The 20,206-nt window shown below is 68.0% G+C and carries 16 protein-coding genes; 11 read left to right on the forward strand and 5 right to left on the reverse strand.

Going from position 1 to position 20,206, the window contains the following annotated elements; all coding sequences use genetic code 11:
* Positions 1-42: 42 nt before the first annotated feature.
* Positions 43-1,152: an AI-2E family transporter gene (locus BPET_RS22850; protein ID WP_041863184.1), complete on the reverse strand. Its 1,110-nt coding sequence runs from the start codon at positions 1,150-1,152 to the stop codon at positions 43-45.
* 87 nt (positions 1,153-1,239) lie between these two features.
* Positions 1,240-2,253: a LysR family transcriptional regulator gene (locus tag BPET_RS22855; protein ID WP_041863186.1), complete on the reverse strand. Its 1,014-nt coding sequence runs from the start codon at positions 2,251-2,253 to the stop codon at positions 1,240-1,242.
* 259 nt (positions 2,254-2,512) lie between these two features.
* Here BPET_RS22855 and BPET_RS22860 point away from each other — a divergent pair, with 259 nt between their 5' ends.
* From BPET_RS22860 to BPET_RS22885, 6 genes are all read left to right on the forward strand, one after another.
* A complete protein-coding gene (locus tag BPET_RS22860) occupies positions 2,513-3,706 on the forward strand; it encodes an efflux RND transporter periplasmic adaptor subunit (RefSeq protein WP_012251337.1) in 1,194 nt (397 codons plus the stop codon).
* Positions 3,707-3,722: 16 nt separating this feature from the next.
* On the forward strand, positions 3,723-6,908 hold the full coding sequence (locus tag BPET_RS22865) for an efflux RND transporter permease subunit (RefSeq protein WP_012251338.1): 3,186 nt from the start codon (positions 3,723-3,725) through the stop codon (positions 6,906-6,908).
* 14 nt (positions 6,909-6,922) lie between these two features.
* A complete protein-coding gene (locus BPET_RS22870) occupies positions 6,923-8,395 on the forward strand; it encodes an efflux transporter outer membrane subunit (RefSeq protein ID WP_162098135.1) in 1,473 nt (490 codons plus the stop codon).
* Positions 8,396-8,663: 268 nt separating this feature from the next.
* Positions 8,664-9,230, forward strand: coding sequence for an RNA 2',3'-cyclic phosphodiesterase (thpR, locus tag BPET_RS22875; protein ID WP_012251340.1), 567 nt, complete (start codon positions 8,664-8,666; stop codon positions 9,228-9,230).
* A 54-nt stretch (positions 9,231-9,284) separates the two neighbouring features.
* Positions 9,285-9,845 carry a 5'-3'-deoxyribonucleotidase gene (locus BPET_RS22880; protein WP_041863188.1) on the forward strand — a complete coding sequence of 187 codons (561 nt, stop codon included), beginning with the start codon at positions 9,285-9,287 and terminating at the stop codon, positions 9,843-9,845.
* Between the two features lie 149 nt (positions 9,846-9,994).
* The gene (locus BPET_RS22885) at positions 9,995-11,332 is read left to right on the forward strand and encodes an NAD(P)H-dependent oxidoreductase (protein ID WP_012251342.1); all 1,338 of its coding nucleotides are present in this window, start codon (positions 9,995-9,997) and stop codon (positions 11,330-11,332) included.
* Positions 11,333-11,347: 15 nt separating this feature from the next.
* Here BPET_RS22885 and BPET_RS22890 read toward each other — a convergent pair whose 3' ends face one another.
* Positions 11,348-12,229 (reverse strand): LysR family transcriptional regulator, encoded by an 882-nt coding sequence (locus BPET_RS22890; protein ID WP_012251343.1) that lies wholly within the window; start codon positions 12,227-12,229, stop codon positions 11,348-11,350.
* A 109-nt stretch (positions 12,230-12,338) separates the two neighbouring features.
* Here BPET_RS22890 and BPET_RS22895 point away from each other — a divergent pair, with 109 nt between their 5' ends.
* The 3 genes from BPET_RS22895 (at position 12,339) to BPET_RS22905 (ending at position 15,273) form a co-directional block, all read left to right on the forward strand.
* Positions 12,339-13,502, forward strand: a complete 1,164-nt coding sequence (locus BPET_RS22895; protein ID WP_012251344.1) for an MFS transporter — start codon at positions 12,339-12,341, stop codon at positions 13,500-13,502.
* 57 nt (positions 13,503-13,559) lie between these two features.
* Entirely contained in the window at positions 13,560-14,393 is an 834-nt protein-coding gene (locus BPET_RS22900; RefSeq protein ID WP_012251345.1) for an aldo/keto reductase, read from the forward strand.
* Between the two features lie 70 nt (positions 14,394-14,463).
* Positions 14,464-15,273 (forward strand): SDR family oxidoreductase, encoded by an 810-nt coding sequence (locus BPET_RS22905; RefSeq protein ID WP_041864386.1) that lies wholly within the window; start codon positions 14,464-14,466, stop codon positions 15,271-15,273.
* Between the two features lie 160 nt (positions 15,274-15,433).
* Here BPET_RS22905 and ilvD read toward each other — a convergent pair whose 3' ends face one another.
* Positions 15,434-17,293: a dihydroxy-acid dehydratase gene (gene ilvD, locus BPET_RS22910; RefSeq protein WP_012251347.1), complete on the reverse strand. Its 1,860-nt coding sequence runs from the start codon at positions 17,291-17,293 to the stop codon at positions 15,434-15,436.
* A gap of 132 nt (positions 17,294-17,425) precedes the next feature.
* Positions 17,426-18,319, reverse strand: coding sequence for a LysR family transcriptional regulator (locus BPET_RS22915; RefSeq protein WP_041863190.1), 894 nt, complete (start codon positions 18,317-18,319; stop codon positions 17,426-17,428).
* 131 nt (positions 18,320-18,450) lie between these two features.
* On the opposite strand from BPET_RS22915, the gene BPET_RS22920 reads away from it, so the two are divergent.
* Together BPET_RS22920 and BPET_RS22925 are read left to right on the forward strand one after the other, a co-directional pair.
* The gene (locus BPET_RS22920; protein ID WP_012251349.1) at positions 18,451-19,002 is read left to right on the forward strand and encodes a GNAT family N-acetyltransferase; all 552 of its coding nucleotides are present in this window, start codon (positions 18,451-18,453) and stop codon (positions 19,000-19,002) included.
* Positions 19,003-19,011: 9 nt separating this feature from the next.
* Positions 19,012-20,184 (forward strand): MFS transporter, encoded by a 1,173-nt coding sequence (locus tag BPET_RS22925; RefSeq protein ID WP_012251350.1) that lies wholly within the window; start codon positions 19,012-19,014, stop codon positions 20,182-20,184.
* Positions 20,185-20,206: the final 22 nt, after the last annotated feature.

A 20,206-nucleotide genomic window follows, 5' to 3' on the forward strand; every position in this document is an offset into this window, starting at 1 on the left:
CGTTCAGCTTAGCCGCATTTGGCCCTGCGACCGCGCGCGGGCCTAGTCGCCGCGCGGTTCGGCGGCGGCGTTGACGTTAAGCCGCGCGGTATCGCGTTCGCGCTCGACGTTGCGCACCCATTCGCGCCACACCGCCACCAGCAGGGCCATGAGCACGGGACCGACGAACAGGCCGACGATGCCCATGGTCTTGACGCCGCCGATCAGGCCGAAGAAGGTGGGCAGGAATGGCAGCTTGACGGGCCCGCCCACCAGCCGCGGGCGCAGGGTTTTGTCGACGATGAACAATTCGATGGTGCCCCAGGCCAGCAGCGCCAGGCCCGCCACCAGGTGGCCCGAGCCGATCAGGTACAGCGACACCAGCGTGAACGACAGCGGCGCGCCGCCCGGAATCAGCGCCATGAAGCCGGTGACCACGCCCAGCAGCACGGGGGATGGCACGCCGGCCAGCCAGTAGGCCACGCCCAGCACCACGCCCTCGCCCACGGCGATGAGGCTCATGCCGGTAACGGTAGAGCCCACCGTGGCCGGCACTACGCGCGAAAAACGCTGCCAGCGCGTGGGCAGGATGCGCTCGCCCAGCACGTCGAGCTGGGCGATCATGCGATCGCCGTCTTTATAGACAAAGAACAGGGTGATCAGCATGAACACCACGTTCAGCAGCAGCTGGAAGGCGTTGCCGGTGGCCGACAGCACCATGCGGTAGATGTTGCCCAGGTGCTCGCCGCTGACCAGTTCGACCAGGGCGCCCAGGGCGTGCGGTTCGCCCAGGTAGGTTTGCCAATACACCGCCAGGCGCGGCCCGACGGCGGGCAGCGAGGAAATCCAGTCGGGCACCGCCATGCCGTGGCGGTTGGCGGCCAGGGCCCAGGCGAAGAAGTTGCTGGCTTCCTGTACCGCGTACGACAGCGCCAGGGCCAGCGGAACAATAATGACCAGGATGACGCCGATGAGCGCCAGGGTGGCGGCCAGGGTGGCGCGGCCGCCGCATTTTTGGACGATGCGCTGGAACAGCGGCCAGGTGGCCAGGCCGATGATCAGCGCCGCCAGGGCGGGCACCAGGAATCCGCTAAGGAAATAGGCGCCCGCCAACAGCACCAGCAGCAATAGCCAGCGGGCGATCAGGTACGCGGGTAGGACGGGCTGGTGCATTGGGGGGCTGACAAGGCTGCGTGACGCGACGCCCAAATATACAGTAAGGGAATCGCCCACCGCCCGGCGGCCCCCGCCGGGGCGGCTTTACAGCACGTATTCGGCCTCGACGGTGACGCCGCGCCGGGTGGCGCGTTCGGCCGCCGGCGTGAGTTCGGCCTTTTCGATGCCGTTGCAGCCTTCGGAGCCGTCGCCGCCGCTTAGCAGCGGGCAGCGCGCGAACAGTTCGGCCACCCAGTCGGAAAACACCCGCACCTTGGGCGAGAGCTGCCGGCTTTGCGGGTACAGCAGCGAAATCGGCACCGGACGCGGCTTCCATTGGGGCAGCACTTCGATCAGTTCGCCGGACTGCAGGTGCGGCAGCGCCATGAAGCGGGCGGTCTGCACCAGGCCGAAACCCTGCAGGGCGCAGGCCAGGTGGGCGCTCCAGTCGTTGACCGACACGCAGCCGGGCACGTCGACTTCGCGGGTCTTGCCGTCGATGACGAAGTCCCAGTTGCAGTTGCGCCCGGAACGGCTGGAAAAGTAATGCACGGCGTAGTGGCTTTTCAGGTCTTCCAGCGTATGGGGCATGCCCTGCCGTTCCAGGTACGACGGCGCCGCGCAGGTCAGCACCTGGAAGGTGCCGATGCGGCGCGCGACCAGGCTGGAGTCTTCCAGTTCGCCGCCTCGAATTACGCAATCGACGGCTTCCTGCACCATGTCGACCCGGCGGTCGCCCATGCCCAGCACCAGTTCCACGTCGGGATAGCGGGTGTGGAATTCACACAACGAAGGAATCAGGATCAGCCGGCCGATGCTGGCCGGCACGTCGATGCGCAGTTTGCCCTTGGGCCGCAGCGCCGCTTCCTGGAAGCAGGCCTCGGTTTCTTCGACCTCGGCCAGGATGCGCGTGCTGTGTTCGTAATAAGCGGCGCCGTCGGGCGTGAGACTGATGCGGCGCGTGGTGCGGTTGAGCAAGCGCACGCCCAGGCGGCGCTCGAGATTCTGGACGGCGGTGGTGACGGTGGTGCGAGGCAGCGCGAGGCTGTCGGCGGCCCGCGTGAAGCTGTTGGCGTCGACAACGCGCACGAAGACCTGCATGGCTTGAAAGCGGTCCATGGTCGTGTCCTGGATGGCAATAAATAAAGGAAGTGCGCCCAGCATACCGCGCTTTGGGCCGTTATTGTTCGGTTGGCTCGACTAGTGTTGACGATCCAGCAATGTTTATCCCCTGGTGGAAAACATTCAAAATGCAATCGTCTTGAATTGACCGATAGCCTCAGGCCAACGCCCCCCGCTGGCCCCTGTCCCCTGCGGGACGCCTGTTTTCCCCGCTGCCGCCGGTCATTCGTCCCCATATTATGTACAAGGAAACATCATGACTGTTTCGCGCCAACGTATTGTATTGCTGGCGGTTTTCGTGACCCTGGTCGCAGTCGGCGGCAGCTACACGCTGCTGCGCGGCCCGGCGGGCGGCGGCACGGCCCAGGCCCAGTCGGCCCCCGCCGCGCCCGCCGTGGACGTGGCGCCCGCCCTGGGCAAGACCATTGTCGACTGGCAGGATTATTCCGGCCGGCTGGAAGCCATCGACCGGGTGGATATCCGCCCGCTGGTGTCGGGCACGCTGACCGCGGTGCATTTTCAGGACGGCAGCCTGGTTCACAAGGGCGACCCGCTGTTCACGATTGACCCCCGCCCCTACGCCGCAGAAGTAGACCGCGCGGCCGCGCAATTGGCGGCTGCCCGCGCGCGGGTGGCCTTCACGGCGTCGGAATTGGCGCGCGGCAAACGGCTGCTGGCCGAAAACGCCATTGCCCGCCGCGATTTCGAGTCCAAGCGCAACGACGCGCGCGAGGCCGCCGCCAACCTGCAGGCGGCCGAGGCCGCGCTGGACGCCGCCAAGCTGAACCTGGGGTACACGGAAATCGTGGCGCCGGTGGACGGGCGCGTGTCGCGCGCCGAGATCACCGAGGGCAACGTGGTGGCCGCGGGCGCCGGCTCGGTGCCGCTGACCACGCTGGTGTCGGTATCGAAAATGTACGCCTCGTTCGACGTGGACGAGCAGGCCTACCTGAAGTACGTCAGTCCGGCGCGGGTGGCCGGCGTGTCGGTGCCGGTGCAGCTGGGCCTGTCCAACGAAACGGGTTATTCGCGGGATGGGGTTGTGCATTCGGTGGACAACCGCATCGACACCTTGTCGGGCACGATCCGCGTGCGCGCCGTGTTCGACAACCCCGACGGCCTGCTGGTGCCGGGTATGTATGCCCGCATCCGACTGGGCAGCACGCAGCCGCGCGAGGCGGTGCTGGTTGAAGAACGCGCCATAGGCACTGACCAGGACAAGCGCTTCGTGCTGGTGGTGGACGACGCCAACAAAACCGCGTACCGCCGCGTGTCGCTGGGCGCCAGCCAGGGCAACCTGCGCGTCATCACCAGCGGCCTGAAGGCTGGCGAGCGCATTGTGGTCAACGGCCTGCAACGGGTGCGCCCGGGCGACACCGTGGCGCCCAACCTGGTGTCGATGGACGCCTCGCCGGCCGCCGTGCAAACCGCCTCGGCCAGCCTGAACTAAGCGATCGGAAGCAAGCATGAATATTTCTAAATTCTTCATCGACCGGCCGATCTTCGCGGGCGTGCTGTCGGTGATCGTGCTGCTGGCGGGCCTGTTGGCCATGTTCCAGCTGCCGATTTCCGAGTACCCGGAAGTGGTGCCGCCCTCGGTGGTGGTGCGGGCGCAGTATCCCGGCGCCAACCCCAAGGTTATTGCCGCCACGGTGGCTTCGCCGCTGGAAGAGTCCATTAACGGCGTCGAAGACATGCTGTATATGCAGTCGCAGGCCAACAGCGACGGCAACCTGGCGGTCACCGTGTACTTCAAGCTGGGCGTCGACCCCGACAAGGCCCAGCAGCTGGTGCAGAACCGCGTGTCGCAGGCGCTGCCGCGCCTGCCGCCCGACGTGCAGCGCCTGGGCGTGACCACCACCAAGAGCTCGCCCACCCTGACGCTGGTGGTGCATTTGATCTCGCCCAACGACCGCTACGACATCACCTACCTGCGCAACTACGCGGTGCTGAACGTGAAGGATCGCCTGTCGCGCATCGGCGGTGTGGGCGAAGTGCAGATCTGGGGTTCGGGCAGCTACTCGATGCGCGTATGGCTGGACCCGCAGAAAGTGGCCCAGCGCGGCCTGACGGCTACCGACGTGGTCAACGCCATCCGCGAGCAGAACGTGCAGGTGGCCGCCGGCGTAATCGGCGCCTCGCCCACGCAGGGCGACGTGCCCATGCAGTTCTCGGTGAACGCCCAGGGCCGCCTGCAGAACGAGACCGAGTTCGGCAACATCATCCTGAAGTCGTCGCCCGACGGCGCCGTGACCCGGCTGTCGGACGTGGCGCGCATCGAGCTGGGCGCGCAGGAATACGGCCTGCGCTCGCTGCTGAACAACAAGCCCGCCATCGGCATGGGCATCATGCAGTCGCCCGGGGCCAATGCGCTGGATGTGTCGGCGCAGGTGCGCGAGACCATGAAAGAGCTGTCGGCGGATTTCCCGCCGGGGCTGGAATACCGCATTGAGTACGACCCCACGCAATTCGTGCGGTCGAGCATCAAGGCGGTGATCTCGACGCTGCTGGAAGCCATCGCGCTGGTGGTGCTGGTGGTGATCGTGTTCCTGCAGACCTGGCGCGCGTCCATTATTCCGCTGCTGGCGGTGCCGGTGTCTATTGTCGGCACGTTCTCGCTGTTGCTGTTGTTCGGCTATTCGATCAACGCGCTGTCGCTGTTCGGCATGGTGCTGGCCATCGGGATCGTGGTCGACGACGCGATCGTGGTGGTGGAAAACGTCGAGCGCAACATCGCGGCCGGGCTGACGCCGCGCGAGGCCACGTACCGCGCCATGCGCGAGGTCAGCGGGCCCATTATCGCCATCGCCCTGACGCTGTGCGCGGTGTTCGTGCCGCTGGCGTTCATGACCGGGCTGTCGGGCCAGTTCTATAAGCAGTTCGCCATGACCATCGCCATCTCGACGGTGATCTCGGCGTTCAACTCGCTGACCTTGTCGCCGGCGCTGTCGGCCCTGCTGCTCAAGGGTCACCACGACAAGCCCGACTGGCTGACGCGCGGCATGAACCGGGTGTTCGGCGGCTTTTTCAACTGGTTCAACCGGTTCTTCGGGCGGGCTTCCGACTCGTACGCCACCGGCATTACCGGCGTGATTCGCCGCAAGGGCGGCGCGATGGCGGTGTATGCGGTGCTGCTGGCGGCCACGGTGGGTATTTCGTACCTGGTGCCTGGCGGCTTCGTGCCCGCGCAGGACAAGCAATACCTGATCGGCTTTGCCCAGCTGCCCAATGGCGCCTCGCTGGACCGCACCGAAGACGTGATCCGCCGCATGTCGGACATTGCGCTGAAAGAGCCTGGCGTGGAAAGCGCCATTGCCTTCCCGGGGCTGTCGATCAACGGCTTTACCAACAGTTCCAGCGCCGGCATCGTGTTCGTGACGCTCAAGCCGTTCGACGAGCGCCACAGCGCGGAGCTGTCGGGCAACGCCATTACCGGCAGCCTGAACGCCAAGTTCGCCAGCATCAAGGACGCCTTCATCGCGGTGTTCCCGCCCCCGCCCGTCATGGGGCTGGGCACCATGGGCGGCTTCAAGCTGCAGATCGAAGACCGCGCCGCGCTGGGCTATGCCGAGCTGGACAAGGCCACCCAGGCCTTCCTGGCCAAGGCGCGCCAGGCACCCGAACTGGGCCCCACGTTCTCGAACTACCAGATCAACGTGCCGCAGCTCGACGTGGACCTGGACCGCGTGAAGGCCAAGCAGCTGGGCGTGCCGGTGACCGACGTGTTCGACACGCTGCAGATCTACCTGGGCTCGATGTACGTGAACGACTTCAATCGCTTCGGCCGCGTGTTCCAGGTGCGGGCCCAGGCCGACGCGCCGTTCCGCGCGCACCCGGACGACATTCTGCAACTGAAGACGCGCAGCGACTCGGGCCAGATGGTGCCGTTGTCGGCGCTGGTGGATGTGAAGCAGACCTTCGGCCCGGAAATGGTGGTTCGCTACAACGGCTATACGGCCGCCGACATTAATGGCGGCCCGGCGCCGGGGTATTCGTCGGACCAGGCGCAGGACGCGGCCGAGCGCATTGCCGCGGAAACGCTGCCGCGCGGCGTGAAGTTCGAATGGACCGACCTGACCTACCAGCAGATTCTGGCGGGCAACGCCGGCATCTGGGTGTTCCCCATCAGCGTGCTGCTGGTGTTCCTGGTGCTGGCCGCGCTGTATGAAAGCCTGACGCTGCCGCTGGCGGTGATCCTGATCGTGCCGATGAGCATTCTGGCGGCGCTGACCGGGGTGTGGCTGACGAGCGGCGACAACAACATCTTCACGCAGATCGGCCTGATGGTTCTGGTTGGGTTGTCGGCGAAGAACGCGATCCTGATCGTGGAATTCGCGCGCGAACTGGAAATGCAGGGCAGCACGCCGCTGCAGGCGGCCATCGAGGCCAGCCGGCTGCGCCTGCGCCCCATTTTGATGACCTCGATCGCATTCATCATGGGGGTGGTGCCGCTGGTGCTGTCCTCGGGCGCCGGCTCGGAAATGCGGCATGCCATGGGTGTGGCGGTGTTCTTCGGCATGCTGGGCGTGACGCTGTTCGGGCTGTTCCTGACGCCGGTGTTCTACGTGCTGTTGCGCACCCTGAGCGCGCGCAAGCTGCATTCGGCCGCGCAGCACGAGGCCCCGGTCACCGCGCCGCATACCGGCCATTGAAGAGAAACATGATCATGAAGCACTTATTGACACGTGCCCCCGCCCTGTTGGCCGCGCTGCTGGTGCTGGCCGGCTGCGCGGTGGGCCCCGAGTACCAGCGGCCAGAGGTTGACACGCCGGCGGCCTACAAGGAAGCCCTGCCCGCGCATGAAGCCGGCAGCTGGCAGACAGCCCAGCCGGCCGAAGAGGCGCTGCGCGGCGAATGGTGGAAGCTGTTCGGCGACGACACGCTGAACGCGCTGGAAACGCAGGCGCAGCAGGCCAACCACAGCCTGCAGGCCGCGGCGGCCCGCCTGAAGCAGGCGCGCGCGCTGCTGGGCAATGCCCGCTCGGAGCAGTTCCCCACCGTGGATGCCGGCTTCGGCCCCACGCGCCAGCGCCCTTCGCCGGCCTCGCAGGGCCTGTCGGCCAACGACTCGACCGACCCCTCGACACTGTGGCGCGCCCAGGTGGGCGTGTCTTACGAGGTTGACCTGTTCGGCCGCGTGGCGTCTACCGTGGACGCCGCCACCGCCGACGTGCAGCAAAGCGAGGCCCTGTACCGTTCGGTGCTGCTGGCCCTGCAGGCAGACGTTGCGCAGGCTTATTTCCAGGTGCGCGAGCTGGATGCCGGCCTGCAGCTGTACCGCCAGACCGTCGAACTGCGCGCCGAGACGCTGCAGCTGATCCAGCGCCGCTATGACGCGGGCGACATCAGCGAGCTGGACCTGGCGCGCGCCCGTTCGGAACTGGAGTCGGCGCGTTCCGAGGCGCTGGGCTTCGAGCGCCGCCGCGCCAATGCCGAGCATGCGCTGGCCGTGCTGCTGGGCAAGGCGCCGTCGGAGTTCAGCCTGCCCGCGCAGCCGCTGTCGCGGATCGCGGTGAATGTGCCGGCCGGCTTGCCGTCCACGCTGCTGGAGCGGCGTCCCGACATTGCCGCGGCCGAGCGCGCCATGGCGGCCGCCAACGCCCGGGTGGGCGTGGCGAAGTCGGCGTTCTTCCCCAGCCTGAACATCACGGGCGCGGCGGGCTTCGAGTCGGCGGAGCTGGGCGACCTGTTTGAATGGTCCAGCCGCACGTTCTTGCTGGGACCGCTGGTGGGCGCCGCGCTGTCGCTGCCGATTTTCGATGGCGGCCGCCGCCAGGCCGGCCTGGACCGCGCTCGCGCCGTTTATGAAGAAGACGTGGCGAACTACCGGCAAACCGTGCTGACGGCCTTCCGCGAAGTGGAAGACAACCTGGCCAACCTGCGCATCCTGTCCAGCCAGACCGAGGCCCAGGACGCGGCGCTGCAGGCGTCGCAACGCGCGGCGCGTATCTCGCACACGCAGTACCGCGAAGGCTCGATCAGCTACCTGGACGTGATCGAGGCCGACCGCACGGTGCTGGCGCAGCAACGCGTGTCGGTGCAACTGGACGGCGAGCGCGCACGCTCGGCGGTCAACCTGGTGCGCGCGCTGGGCGGCGGCTGGGACACGCCGCTGCCGCCATCGCTGGCGCAGCGCTGATCTAGCGCTGGTCCAGTGCTGATGCATTGGTGATGCAGTGCTGGTGCTGTGCTGACGCGTGGATGGTGCAGTGCTGGTGCTGTGCTGGTGCTGTGCTGATGCAGTGCGGATGCAACGCTGATGGCTGTGCTGCCAGGTGTCTGACTCCGAAGGTGTCAGACACCGCCCGGCGAGCGGACCATCTGGCCATGCCTCGGTGCCTGACACCATCGGAGCCGGACACCTTGTATCAAGCGCCTGTTACCGGAGTCGGCCATAATGTGGCGTCATGCCCGCCTCTTCCCGTTCCGATGTGCATGCCGCTGCGGCCACCCCGGCACGCCCGCGCCTGTTTTTCGCGTTATGGCCTGGGCCCGCACTGGCCGCCACGCTGGCGGACTGGGCCGCACAAGCCCAGGCCGCCTGCGGCGGGCGCGCCATGCGGCTCGATACCTTGCACCTGACCTTGGCATTTTTGGGCGCGGTCGACGCTGAGCGCGCGGCCGCGCTGGCCGCCGCCACGGCCCGGCAGCGCGCCGAGCCGGGCAGCTTTAGCCTGGACCGCTACGGCACGTTCGCGCGGCAGGGCATTGTGTGGGCCGGCCCCACCCTGGTGCCGCCCGCGCTGCAACGCACCCACGACGCCCTGTGGAACTGGCTGGAGCCGCTGGGCTTTGCGCGCCCGCCACAGGCTTTCAAGCCGCACGTCACGCTGCTGCGGCGGGCGCCCCGCCTGGACTGCGCGCCCGACGCGCCGCCGCCGGTGCAATGGCAATACCGGCGCTACGTGCTGGTGCAGTCCAGCCCCCAGAATGGCGTCGCCCACTATCGAGTGCTGGCCCGCTCGGCCGGCTGACCGCGCCCCTGGCGCGTGGCACAATCGGGGCCCGTTCCCGCCCCGGCGCACACCATGCTGATTCTGCTGGACCAAGACGGCGTCCTGGCCGACTTCGAACACGCCTTTCTGGCCGCGTGGCGCGCGCGCCACCCCGACATAGCGCCGGTGCCCTACGAAAACCGCCGCTCGTTCCGCATCCTGGACGATTACCCGCCCGAGCTGCGCGCCCGCGCCGAAGCCATTTACACCGCCCCCGGCTTCATCCGCGACCTGCCGCCGGTGCCCGGCGCGGTCGAGGCCTACCGGGAATTGCTGGCGCTGGGCATGGACGTGCGCATCTGCACCTCGCCCCTGCTGCAATTCGAGAACTGCGTGGCCGAAAAATACCTGTGGGTCGAACGCCACCTGGGCCGGGCGGCCACCGAACGCCTGGTGCTGACGCGCGACAAGACGCTGGTGCGCGGCGACCTGCTCATTGACGACAAGCCGCGCATCCAGGGCGCGGTGCGGCCCAGCTGGCGCCACATTGTGTACGACGCGCCCTACAACCGCCACGAAACCGGACAGCCCCGGCTGACCTGGGCGAACTGGCGCAATGTACTGGCCGGCGAACTGTACCGGGCCGACACCTAGCGCCCAGGACGGCGGGCCGTGGCCACGGCCGCGCGCCCAAATACTTATGCTGCCTGTCAGCGAAAACCGCTATCCTGGCGTTGACGGAAACCCCGCCGCGGGCCGCTTCCTGCCGGCCCCGGCGCCCCGATCGCCGAGGAGACTGCGCCATGAATCTGCATCGCCTGCTGAAGCAGCGCCAGGCCGACCACAAACCCTTGCGCGTGGCGCTGATCGGCGCCGGCAAGTTCGGATCGATGTTCCTCAGCCAGGCGCGGCGAACGCCGGGCATACAGCTCGTGGCGGTGGCCGACCTGCGGCCCGACCGGGCGCGCGCCGCGCTGACCCGCGTGGGCTGGCCCGCCGACGCCCTGCGGGCCGACAGCGCGCCGGATGCGCTGCGCTCGGGCCGGGTGTATTTCAGCGACGACGCGGCCGCGGTGATCGCCTCGCCGGAAATCGAGATCGTGATCGACGCCACCGGCCAGGCGGCGGCAGGCATTGCGCACGTGCTGGCCTGCTGCGAACACGGCAAGCACATCATCATGGTCAACGTCGAGGCCGACGCGCTGGCCGGCCCGCTGCTGGCCCGCCGCGCCCGCGAAGCCGGCATCGTTTATTCGCTGGCCTATGGCGACCAGCCCGCCCTGATCTGCGAGATGGTCGACTGGGCGCGCGCCAGCGGATTCGAGGTTATTGCCGCCGGCAAGGGCACCAAGTACCTGCCCGAGTTCCATACCTCGACGCCGGACACCGTGTGGCCCTACTACGGGTTCACCGATGAAATGGTGGCCGCCGGGGATTTCAACGCGCAGATGTTCAACAGCTTTCTGGACGGCACCAAGAGCGCCATCGAAATGGCGGCCGTGGCCAACGCCACCGGCCTGCTGCCGGCGCCGTCCGGCCTGCACTTTCCGCCCTGCGGCGTGGACGACCTGGCCCGCGTGCTGCGCCCGCGCGACGACGGCGGCATGCTGCACCATCGCGGCCAGGTCGAGGTGATTTCGTCGCTGGAGCGCGACGGACGCCCGGTATTCCGCGACCTGCGCTGGGGGGTGTATGTGACGCTGGCGGCCGACAGCGACTACGTGCGGCGCTGCTTCAAGGAATATGGCCTGATCACCGACCCCACCGGCAACTATGCGGCCATGTACAAGCCCTATCACCTGATCGGCCTGGAACTGGGCATCAGCGTGGCCAGCGTGGGCCTGCGGCGCGAACCCACAGGCTCGCCCTCGGGCTGGCACGGCGATGTGGTGGCCACCGCCAAGCGCGACCTGCCCGCCGGGCAGGAACTCGACGGCGAAGGCGGCTACACGGTGTACGGCAAGCTGATGCCGGCGCGCGACTCGGTGAAAGACGGTTATCTGCCGCTGGGTCTGGCGCACAAGGTGAAGCTGAAGAATCCGGTGCGGCAGTCGCAGGCCATACGCTGGCACGACGTCGATTTCGACGAACAGACGCCCGCCGTGCAGTTCCGCCGAGAAATGGAGCAGTCGTTCGCCTGACGGCGGGCGAACGCGTCAGATGCGTTCGGCGAAAAAATCCAGGAAGCAGGCAATGCGCCGCGCCAACTGCGTGTTGCGGTAGTACACCGCGTGCATGGGCTGCACGTAGTCAGTGCAGGCGTTTTCCAGCAGCTTCACCAACCGCCCCTCGGCCAGGTCGGCTTTCAGCATGAATTCGCTCAGGCAGGCAATGCCCACGCCATTAATGGCCAGCTGGCGCTGGGTTTCGCCGCTAGAGGCCGCCAGCGTGGGCACGATGGTGAATTCGGCACCGCCCGCGTGGCGCAGCGGCCATACGTTCAGGGTCTCGGGCTGGGTGAAGCCCAGCAGCTCGTGCTGGCGCAGGGCCTCGACCGTGGCCGGCGCCCCGCGGCGCGCCACATAGGCCGGACTGGCCACCACCAGGCGGCGCGATGGCCGCAGCGGCCGCGCGTGCAGGCTGGAATCCGACAACGGCCCGGCGCGCAGCGCGATGTCGGTGCGATGCTCGACCAGATCGACGATGCGGTCATTGCTGGTCAGTTCCAGGGAAATTTCAGGGTAGCGCTGGCGGAATTCGGCAATGTACGGCACCACGCAGTGGAGCATCACCGGCGCCGACGCATCTACCCGCAGCTTGCCGGCGGGCTGCTGGCGGCGGATGCGCATGCATTCTTCGGCGTCGTCCAGGTCGCCCACGATGCCGCGCGCGCGCTGCAGGAACAACTGCCCTTCTTCGGTGAGCTCCATGCGCCGAGTGGTGCGCGTCAGCAGCGTCACGCCCAGCTGGGTTTCCAGGCGCGACAGGCTGCGGCTGACGCCCGAAGCCGTCTGCCCCAGGAACTCGGCGGCGGCGCTCATGCTGCCTGTGTCCACCACCGCCAGAAAGACACGCAAGGCGTCGGAACTGAGCGCCATTTTTGACTCCCACGCATAAGTAAAGTGATTGTACGGCTATTTTTCTCATAGATCGTACGACGCACAATGCCACTCCTAGGGTAAACCCCGCTATTTCCAGGAGATTGAAATGCCTATCGCGCTATGGGCGCTGGCCGTGGGAGCTTTTGGTATCGGCACTACGGAATTCGTCATCATGGGCCTGCTGCCCGAGGTCGGGGCCGACCTGGGCGTGTCGCTGTCCAGCGCCGGCCTGTTGGTTACCGGCTACGCTTTGGGCGTGGTGGTTGGCGCGCCCCCGGTGGCCATCCTGACCACCCGGATGCCGCGCAAGACGCTGCTGCTGGCGCTGATGGTGATCTTTACGCTGGGCAACCTGGCCTGTGCCCTGGCGCCGGGCTACGGCACGCTGATGGCCGCGCGCGTGCTGACCTCGCTGGCGCACGGCGCGTTCTTCGGCGTGGGCTCGGTGGTGGCCACCAGCCTGGTCAAGCCCGAGAAACAGGCGTCGGCCATTGCGCTGATGTTCACCGGCCTGACCCTGGCCAACGTGCTGGGCGTGCCCTTCGGCACCTGGCTGGGCCAGGCCTGGGGCTGGCGCGCCACCTTCTGGGCGGTGACTGTGGTGGGCATTGTGGCGATGCTTGCCATTGCCACCTGGGTGCCGCGCAGCCGCGGCGACCGCGGCGGCGACCTGATGGGCGAACTGCGCGCCTTGAGCCGCCCGCAGGTGCTGCTGGGTTTCGCCATGACGGTGCTGGGCTTCGGCGGCGTATTCACGGCGTTCACCTACATTGCCCCCCTGTTGACCGAGCTGGCCGGCTTCAGCCCGGGCGCGGTGTCGCCCATTCTGCTGCTGTTCGGCGTGGGGCTGGTGGCGGGCAACACCTACGGCGGCAAGCTGGCCGACCGCCGGCTGATGCCTACCCTGGTGGGCAGCCTGGCCTTGCTGGCGATCGTGCTGGCGGTGTTCAGCCTGACGGTGCATGCCCAGTTCGCCGCCGTGGCCACAGTGGCCGTGCTCGGCGCCGCCGCATTCGCAACCGTGCCGCCCCTGCAGATGCGCGTGCTGGAGAAAGCCGGCGACGCGCCCAACCTGGCGTCGGCGTTCAACATCGCGGCCTTCAACCTGGGCAACGCCGCTGGCGCGTGGCTGGGCGGCCTGACCATCGACCACGGCCCCGGCCTGGCCGCCACGCCCCTGGTGGCGGCGGCTGTCACCGCCAGCGGGCTGGCCGTTGCCCTGTACAGCTGGAAGCTGGACATGCGACCCCGCGCGCTGGCCACGGCCTGAGCCGCGCCACGCGACAACAACATTGCCCCCTTATTCAACTTACTCAGGAAGCTTTTGATGATTCCCACCAAACCCCTGTCCCGCAGCGGCGGCACGATACCCGCGCTGGGCCTGGGCGTGTTCCGCATGCCTGCGGAAGATACGTCCCGCATGGTTAAGACTGCCTTGCAACTGGGTTATCGCCACGTCGACACCGCCCAGATCTACGGCAACGAGGCCGACGTGGGCCGTGGCCTGGCCGAATCCGGCGTGGCGCGTGAAGACGTGTTCGTCACCACCAAGGTCTGGGTAGACCACTACCGCGGCGCCGGCTTCCGCCAGTCGGTGCAAGACAGCCTGGACCGGCTGCGCACCGACTACGTAGACCTGCTGCTGTTGCACTGGCCCAGCAGCGCGGTGCCGCTGGCCGAGCAGATTGCCGGGCTGAACGAAGCGCACGCCAGCGGCCGCGCGCGCCACATTGGCGTAAGCAACTTCACCACCGCGCTGATGCGCGAGGCGGTTGAGCTAAGTGCCGCGCCGCTGGTCAACAACCAGGTTGAATACCACCCCTACCTGGACCAGTCGGCCGTGCGCGCCGAAGCGCAGCGCCTGGGCATGAGCGTTACCGCCTACTACGGCATGGCCGACGGCAAGGTGCTGCAAGATCCGGTTATTGGCGACATCGCGCGGCGCCTGGGCAAGACGCCGGCGCAAATCGCGTTGCGCTGGCTGGTGCAACAGGACAACGTCATTGCCCTGAGCAAGACCTTGCGCGCCGACCGGGCCGCCGACAATGCGCGCATATTCGATTTCGAACTCGACGCCGCGGACATGCAGGCGCTGGCCGGCCTGGCGCGCGCGGATGGCCGCCTGGTGTCACCCGACGGACTCGCGCCACAGTGGGATTGAGCCCACGTTTGTCGCGGCGCCTGGCGCGAATGGAGTATCGTTGATCGCCATCGATCTCTGGGAGCGCAAGGTGAATCTGAAACTGAACGGCAAGGTAACGGTCGTGACGGGCGGCAGCAAGGGCATCGGCCTGGCGGTGGCGAATGCGTTCGCCGCGGAAGGCGCCTACGTGGCCATCATCGCGCGCAACCCCGAAGGCCTGGAACAGGCGCGCGCGCAACTGCAGGCCAGCGGCCACAACGTGGCGGCCTACGCGGCCGACCTGTCCGACCCGCAGGCCGCCGCGCAAGCGATCGAACGCATCGAAACCGAGATCGGCCCCATCGACATTCTGGTCAACAGCGCCGGCGCGGCGCGCCGGCATCAGCCGGAAGATCTGGACCCCGCCAAGTGGCGCGCCGCGATGGACGCCAAGTTCTTTCCCTACATACACGTGCAGGACGCCGTGCTGCCGCGCATGCGGGCCCGCGCCGCCAACCGGCCGGCCGGCGCCACCAACGGCATCGTGGTCAATATCATCGGCAATGGCGGCAAGCGGCCCACCAGCATCCACCTGGCGGGCGGGTCGGCCAACGCGGCGCTGATGCTGTCTACCGTGGGCCTGGCGGCTCACTACGCGCAGTACGGCATACGCATCAACGCCATCAACCCTGGGCCGATCTTTACCCAACGGGTGGAACAGGCGCTGGACCTGGACGCCAGCCAACGCGGAATCACGCGCGATGCGGCCCTGGCCGAGAACCAGGCGCACATCCCGTTGGGGCGTTATGGCAAGGCAGAAGAAGTTGCCGACGTGGCGCTGTTCCTGGCCAGCGCGCGCGCCTCGTATGTGGTGGGCGCGATCATCCCGATGGATGGCGGCGCATCGGCCGTGATCTGACCGACCCCGAACAAGCGCCACGCGCTTTCCCCAGGGGCGACACTGGCGGACCGGCGCAGCCGGTTGCGCGGCGGTCCCAATGGAGCGGCGTCTATTTCATGCAGCAAGCGCGATCCGGTAGGTGTCTGACTCCCGCAGGGAGCCAGACACCTGCGTCACACTAGCGCTTGAGTTGCGACACGTCGCGCACGGCGCCGCGATCGGCCGAGGTGGCCAGGGCGGCATAGGCTTGCAGGGCCTGCGAGACCACGCGCTGGCGATCCACCGGTTTCCAGGCCTTGTCGCCGCGCGCTTCCATGGCGGCGCGCCGCTTGGCCAGTTCTTCGTCGGACACGGCCAGGTGGATCTTGCGGTTGGGAATGTCGATCTCGATGGTGTCGCCTTCTTCGACCAGGCCCACGTTGCCGCCTTCGGCCGCTTCCGGCGAGGCATGGCCGATGACCAGGCCCGACGAGCCGCCCGAGAAACGGCCGTCGGTGAACAGCGCGCAGGTCTTGCCCAGGCCCTTGGACTTCAGGTACGACGTGGGGTACAGCATTTCCTGCATGCCGGGGCCGCCCTTCGGGCCTTCGTAGCGGATCACCACCACGTCGCCGGCCACGACCTTGTCGCCCAGAATGCCTTCGACGGCGTCGTCCTGGCTTTCGAAGACCCGCGCGCGGCCGGTAAAGACCCATTGCGATTCGTCCACGCCCGCGGTTTTCACGATGCAGCCCTTGGGCGCCAGGTTGCCGTACAGCACGGCCAGTCCGCCATCTTTGGAATAGGCGTGTTCCTTGCTGCGGATGCAGCCGCCCTGGCGGTCGAGGTCAAGCGTAAGGAAGGTGGCGTCCTGGCTGAAGGCCACGGTGGTGGGAATGCCGCCCGGCGCGGCGCGGAAGAACTTCTGCGCCGCTTCGCCCGCGCCGCCGTTGATGTCCCACTGCTCGATGGCTGCGCCCAGCGTGCCGCTGTGCACGTTGCCGCAGGTCAGGTCCAGCAGGTCGGCGCGCGCCAGCTCGCCCAGAATGCCCAGGATACCGCCGGCGCGGTGCACGTCTTCAATATGGTATTTGTCGGTGGCCGGCGCGGCCTTGCACAGGCACGGCACCTTGCGCGAAATGCGGTCGATGTCGGACATGGTGAAATCCACGCCCGCCTCTTGCGCCGCGGCCAGCAGGTGCAGCACGGTGTTGGTGGACCCGCCCATGGCCACGTCGAGCGTCATGGCGTTCTGGAACGCGCTTTTGGTGGCGATGCTGCGCGGCAGGACCGACGCGTCGTCTTGTTCGTAGTAGCGGCGGCACAGGTCCACGACCAGGCGGCCGGCCTGCTCGAACAAGCCCCGGCGCCACGCATGCGTGGCCACGATGGTGCCATTGCCGGGCAGCGCCAGGCCGATGGCCTCGGTCAGGCAGTTCATGGAATTGGCGGTGAACATGCCCGAACACGAACCGCAGGTGGGACAGGCGCTGCGCTCGAACTGCTCGGCCTCGGCATCGGTCACGTTGGGATCGGCCGCCTTGATCATGGCGTCGATCAGGTCGACCTTGGCGATGATCTTGCCGTCGGTGGGCGACTTGATCTTGCCGGCTTCCATGGGGCCGCCCGAGACGAACACCACGGGAATGTTCAACCGCATGGCGGCCATCAGCATGCCCGGGGTGATCTTGTCGCAGTTCGAGATGCACACCATGGCGTCGGCGCAATGCGCATTGACCATGTATTCGACCGAATCGGCGATCAGTTCGCGCGATGGCAGCGAATACAGCATGCCGCCATGGCCCATGGCGATGCCGTCGTCCACGGCGATGGTGTTGAATTCTTTGGCGACGCCGCCCGCGGCCTCGATTTCACGGGCCACCAGGGCGCCCAGGTCGCGCAGGTGCACGTGGCCCGGCACGAACTGCGTGAACGAGTTGACCACCGCGATGATGGGTTTGCCGAAGTCGCCATCCTGCATGCCGGTGGCGCGCCACAGGGCGCGGGCGCCGGCCATGTTGCGGCCGTGGGTGGACGTGCGTGAGCGGTATTGCGGCATGGTCTTTCTCGGGCGGATAAGGTTCGCAAAAGGCTGGACGCGGCCTGCCGATGACGTTGGCAACCGATAAACAGCGTCAGCAAAACGCTAAATAATACGCCGGAACGCCCGCAGCCGCCCCGGCGGCGCGGATCAGGCGGGCGGCGCGCCCAGGGCCAGCAGGGCCGCGTGCAACTGGCCCAGCCCGCGATGCAAGGGCTTGTCGCTGCGCAGCACCACCGCCAACGTGCGCGACAGGCGCGGCGCCAACGGCCTGACCCGCAGGCCGGGCCGGCCCCGGCCTGCGGGCACGGCCATGCGGGGCAGAATGGCGCAGCCCAGCCCGGCCGCCACGATTTCCTTCATGGCCTCGGTGCTGCCCAGCTCCATGGCGGGCCGCACCCGCAGGCCGGCGGCTTCGAACCAGGCATCCACCAACCCGCGGGTGCGCGCGCCCGGCTCGAACAGCACCAGCGGCCGCTCGGCCAGCGCCTGCGCGGTGACACGCGCCGGCAGCCGGCCGCTGGCCGGAAAAATGGCCACGAACTCATCGTCGATCACCGGCGTTACCTGGAACATGCGGCCAGGCGCGGGCAGCGTGACCAGGCCGATGTCCAGGGTGTTGGCCTCGATGCCGCGCAGCACGTCGGCGGTATTGCCGGTGCTGGCCACGATTTCCAGGGCCGGGAAGCGCCGCCGCAGGTCGGCCAGCAGCGGGGGCAGCAGATATGTGCAGGCCGTGGCGCCCGTGCCCAGGCGCACCCGCCCGACCACCTGCGCGCTGTGCGCCTGCATGCTGCGCTCGGCCTGCTCGACGGCGGCATCGATGGCGCGGATGTGGGCCAGCAGGTCGGCGCCGGCGGCGGTGGCCGCCACCTTGCGCCCCACCCGCTCGGCCAGGCGCAGGCCGTAGCGGCGTTCAAGCTGACGCACCTGCAGGCTGACCGCGGGCTGGGTCAACCCATGCTTGTCGGCGGCGGCCGAGAAACTGCCGAGTTCGATGACATCGAGGAAGATGCGCAGATGGTCCAGGTTCAAGCCGCGCATGGCGCCATATCCAAAGAATTGCTTATGCTTTGAATAATAAACCAAAGCTTTATTTATGCCTGAGCTTGGCGCACACTGCGGAAAACCGTCGCGGGGCCAGCCCGCTTTTCCCAGTCCGACCCGTCTTGTCCATGCCCACGTCCCCTTCCGCCGCCCCGATCGTGCGCGACAGCCGCGCCGCCGACATCGACGCCATCCAGGCCATCTATGGCCATCATGTGCAGCACGGCACCGCGTCATTCGAACTTGATCCGCCTACGGTCGACGAAATGCGTGCCCGCCGCGAAGCCGTGCTGGCGCAGCGCCTGCCGTACCTGGTGGCCGAGCTCGACGGCGAACTGGTCGGGTATGCCTACTGCACCCCATACCGGCCGCGCCCGGCTTACCGCCACACGGTGGAAGACTCTGTATACGTAAAGCCGGGCCACGCCGGCCATGGCATTGGCGGCCGCCTGCTGGCCGCGCTGATCGAGCGCTGCACCGCCGGCGGCTGGCGGCAGATGCTGGCCGTGGTGGGCGACAGCCGCAACGCGGCCTCGCTGGCCCTGCATGCCAGCCAGGGATTCCATCCCGCCGGCACCTTGCGGTCGGTGGGCTACAAGTTCGGCGCATGGCGTGACACGGTGCTGATGCAACGCGCGCTGGGCGACGGCGACCATAGCGCGCCCGCCGAACGCGGCTGAGCCTCGCACGTGCCGTCCGTCATCCCCGCGCGCGCGGTCGTCTGCCTGGGCCTTACCCAGCTCGTGAGCTGGGGCGTGTCGTTTTACCTGATCAGCAATTTCGGCCCCGCGATGCAGGCCGAGCTGGGCTGGGGCGTGGCGCAGATCTACGGCGGCTTCTCGCTGGCCATTGTGGTCATGGCGGCGGCGTCTCCCATGGCGGGCCGCGCCATCGACCGCTGGGGCGGCGAGCGCGTCATGTCGGCCGGCTCGGTGCTGGTGGCGTTGGGCTGCGCGCTGCTGGCCATGGCACATGCGGCGCTGCCCTATTACGCGGCCTGGGTGGTGCTGGGCGTCGGCATGCGCCTGACGCTATACGACGCCGCCTTCGCCACGCTGGCCCGCATCGGCGGCCCGCAGGCGCGGCGCGCCATGTCGCAGATCACCCTGTTCGGCGGACTGGCCTCGACCGTGATGTGGCCGGTGGGCCAGTTGCTGGCGCAGTGGCTGGGCTGGCGCGGCGCGGTGCTGGCGTACGCGGGATTCTCGCTGCTGATACTGCCCTTGTACCTGGCGCTGCCGCGCGGACGCTACGCGGCCGGGGCCGAACAGTTGGCCGAGCGGCCCGGCCTGGCCCGCACGCCGGCCGACCAGCGGCTGGCGCAGGGCCTGTACGCGCTGATCGCCATGCTGGCCAATTTCCTGACCGCCGCCAATGCCACGCATCTCATCGCCATGCTGACCGGGCTGGGCCTGGCCGCGTCGGCGGCGGTCGGCATCTCGGCCCTGTGGGGCATCGGCCAGGTCAGCGCGCGCCTGCTGGAACTGCTGTTCGGCGCGCGGCTGCACCCGCTGATGCTGAACCTGGCCACCACCGTGGTCATGCCGCTGTGTTTTCTGGCCGGCACGATGGCCGGCCATCCTGTGGCGGCGGTGCTGTACACCTGCCTGTACGGCGCCTGCAACGGCCTGCTGACGATCACGCGCGGCACCCTGCCGCTGGCCCTGTTCGACTACCGCATTTATGGCGCGCTGGTGGGCCGGCTGCTGGTGCCCAGCTTCCTGCTGACGGCGGCGGCGCCGGTGGCGTATGGAGAACTGATCGCCTGGCAGGGACCGCGCGCGGCGATGCTGGTGTCGATGCTGCTGGCCGTGGTGATCTTGGCGGCGTCAGCCTGGCTGTACCTGCGGTTCCGGAAGTAAAGCCAGCCGCTTGCGGGCCGCG

The organism is Bordetella petrii, assembly GCF_000067205.1.
Classification (GTDB): domain Bacteria; phylum Pseudomonadota; class Gammaproteobacteria; order Burkholderiales; family Burkholderiaceae_B; genus Bordetella_A; species Bordetella_A petrii.